Source organism: Bacillus sp. FG16, from assembly GCF_057809515.1.
Genome location: NZ_JBMDKC010000229.1, coordinates 1 through 1,681, shown reverse-complemented (window position 1 = coordinate 1,681; position 1,681 = coordinate 1). Strand labels below are relative to the sequence as shown.

Here is a 1,681-nt window from a genome sequence, read left to right as displayed (position 1 = left end):
TGAATTGTATGGTGGAATTGCTGTTCTTACTATATGTGAAGTCCGTTTTTTTATACGTTCTTTAGGTGATTCGTTTTATTTTTGAGTGAAATCATAAAATGAGGACAAGACGATGTATGTTGATATGTCTTGTCCTCATTTTGAATGGAGTTAAGGAAAAATAAGCAATGACAATCCAACGAAACAAATGTAGTTTTGGTGCAAATAACAGTAGTAGGATGGGATTGTCATGTTAGGATGTGCAAAAAGAAAAATTTTATGCGAAAATGGTTATAAAAACCATTCTATGAAAAAGTATGGTAAAATAGAGGAGACATGTGTATAAAGAATTCGAATTCGGTTCTTTTGCCGAATTCGAATCTCTTCTTCATCAAGAGGAAAGATAGCGCATGGCAAGAACGACTAATGGATCTAATTCTTGATTATAGGCGACAACTAACGGATGTGTGAATCCATATAGTTTTGTTAATTTCCGAAGTGTTTTTTGTTTCTTCTTAATTTTCTTTTGTAAATAGGAAATATAGGATGTAGACATGAATAGCCTCCCGTGTTGTAAACAATATGTTATAAAGTATACATACATTTCACCCGAATAAAAACGGTAACAAGAGAGAAAATATTCTATTTGAAAAGGAGAAAAACAGAAGGATGAAATCAACAGGGATCGTACGAAGAATAGACCAGTTAGGACGGATTGTGATACCAAGGGAAACAAGGCGTACGCTTGATATCCACGAAAAAGATGCCATAGAAATATTTGTAGAAGAGGAAAGTGTAATTTTACAGAAATATAAATCGGATGGTACGTGTCTCGTAACAGGAGAAATTTCTTCCCAGAACATCAAACTAGCGGACGGACAGCTGACGTTGAGTCCAGAAGGAGCGAAACAGCTTCTGGAGGAATTAGAACAGTATCTGGAAAGAGTTTGAGAATACGAGGGGGAACGATCGGATGGAGGGAAAAGCACAACCTGTTTTAAAAGAAAGAACCAGAAATACCGTATCGATGCAGGAACGGTTATTACAAGAAGTCATACAAGAGAAGAAGGTCACTTCGTTGATTTTAATCAACGGATTTCATATGAAAGGAATCATAAAAGAATATGATGCATTTTCTATTTTGGTAGAATCCGATGGTAAAAACCACTTGATTTATAAACATGCGATTTCAACGATTCGATTATAAAAAAGCATGAATCCCAATGATTTCATGCTTCTGTAGTCTGATAGACAGATACATATTTAGTTGTTGACTGCTTCTTTTAATTGTTTACCGGCTTTAAAGGCAGGTGCTTTTTTCGCAGGAATGATAAGAGATTCTCCCGTAATTGGATTCCGTCCTTCTCGTGCAGCCCGTTCTCGGACTTCGAATGTACCGAATCCAATTAGCTGAACATTGTCCCCCTTTTGCAGTGCTTGCTGAATGGATTCTAATACGGTATCTACTGCTAGGCTTGCTTGTGGTCTTTTTAATCCTGTTTCCATCGCTACCTTTTGAATTAATTCTGTTTTATTCATAAAACACCTCTTATTGTCATGATTATTATCTTAGTATAAGGCGAGAATGAAAACGGTGCAAGGTAGTTTGTAAGTGTAACAGATTAGATTCTTTGCGAACGAGAAAATGTGTACATGAGAAAGTACCCTAAAAAGAGAATGAGGCGAAAGAAAATGACAAATA

General features: G+C 36.0%; 4 protein-coding genes. 2 read left to right on the top strand and 2 right to left on the bottom strand.

Going from position 1 to position 1,681, the window contains the following annotated elements; all coding sequences use genetic code 11:
• Positions 1-370 precede the first annotated feature (370 nt).
• Complete coding sequence (locus ACODS7_RS31825) at positions 371-535, bottom strand: Spo0E family sporulation regulatory protein-aspartic acid phosphatase (protein WP_098138892.1); 165 nt, start codon at positions 533-535, stop codon at positions 371-373.
• Positions 536-648: 113 nt separating this feature from the next.
• Between ACODS7_RS31825 and ACODS7_RS31820 the strand changes: the two genes are divergently transcribed.
• Both ACODS7_RS31820 and hfq read left to right on the top strand, forming a co-directional pair.
• A complete protein-coding gene (locus ACODS7_RS31820) occupies positions 649-930 on the top strand; it encodes an AbrB/MazE/SpoVT family DNA-binding domain-containing protein (RefSeq protein ID WP_078188152.1) in 282 nt (93 codons plus the stop codon).
• Positions 931-952: 22 nt separating this feature from the next.
• Complete coding sequence (gene hfq, locus ACODS7_RS31815; RefSeq protein WP_243169446.1) at positions 953-1,186, top strand: RNA chaperone Hfq; 234 nt, start codon at positions 953-955, stop codon at positions 1,184-1,186.
• 56 nt (positions 1,187-1,242) lie between these two features.
• On the opposite strand, the gene ACODS7_RS31810 is transcribed toward hfq, so the two are convergent.
• Positions 1,243-1,518: an HU family DNA-binding protein gene (locus ACODS7_RS31810; RefSeq protein WP_243169447.1), complete on the bottom strand. Its 276-nt coding sequence runs from the start codon at positions 1,516-1,518 to the stop codon at positions 1,243-1,245.
• Between the last annotated feature and the right edge of the window lie 163 nt (positions 1,519-1,681).

What these genes read in the sequence shown, in the direction of transcription:
- ACODS7_RS31825 (WP_098138892.1), bottom strand. Translation starts at nt 535, where the DNA reads ATGTCTACATCCTATATTTCCTATTTACAAAAGAAAATTAAGAAGAAA.
- ACODS7_RS31820 (WP_078188152.1), top strand. Translation starts at nt 649, where the DNA reads ATGAAATCAACAGGGATCGTACGAAGAATAGACCAGTTAGGACGGATT.
- hfq (WP_243169446.1), top strand. Translation starts at nt 953, where the DNA reads ATGGAGGGAAAAGCACAACCTGTTTTAAAAGAAAGAACCAGAAATACC.
- ACODS7_RS31810 (WP_243169447.1), bottom strand. Translation starts at nt 1,518, where the DNA reads ATGAATAAAACAGAATTAATTCAAAAGGTAGCGATGGAAACAGGATTA.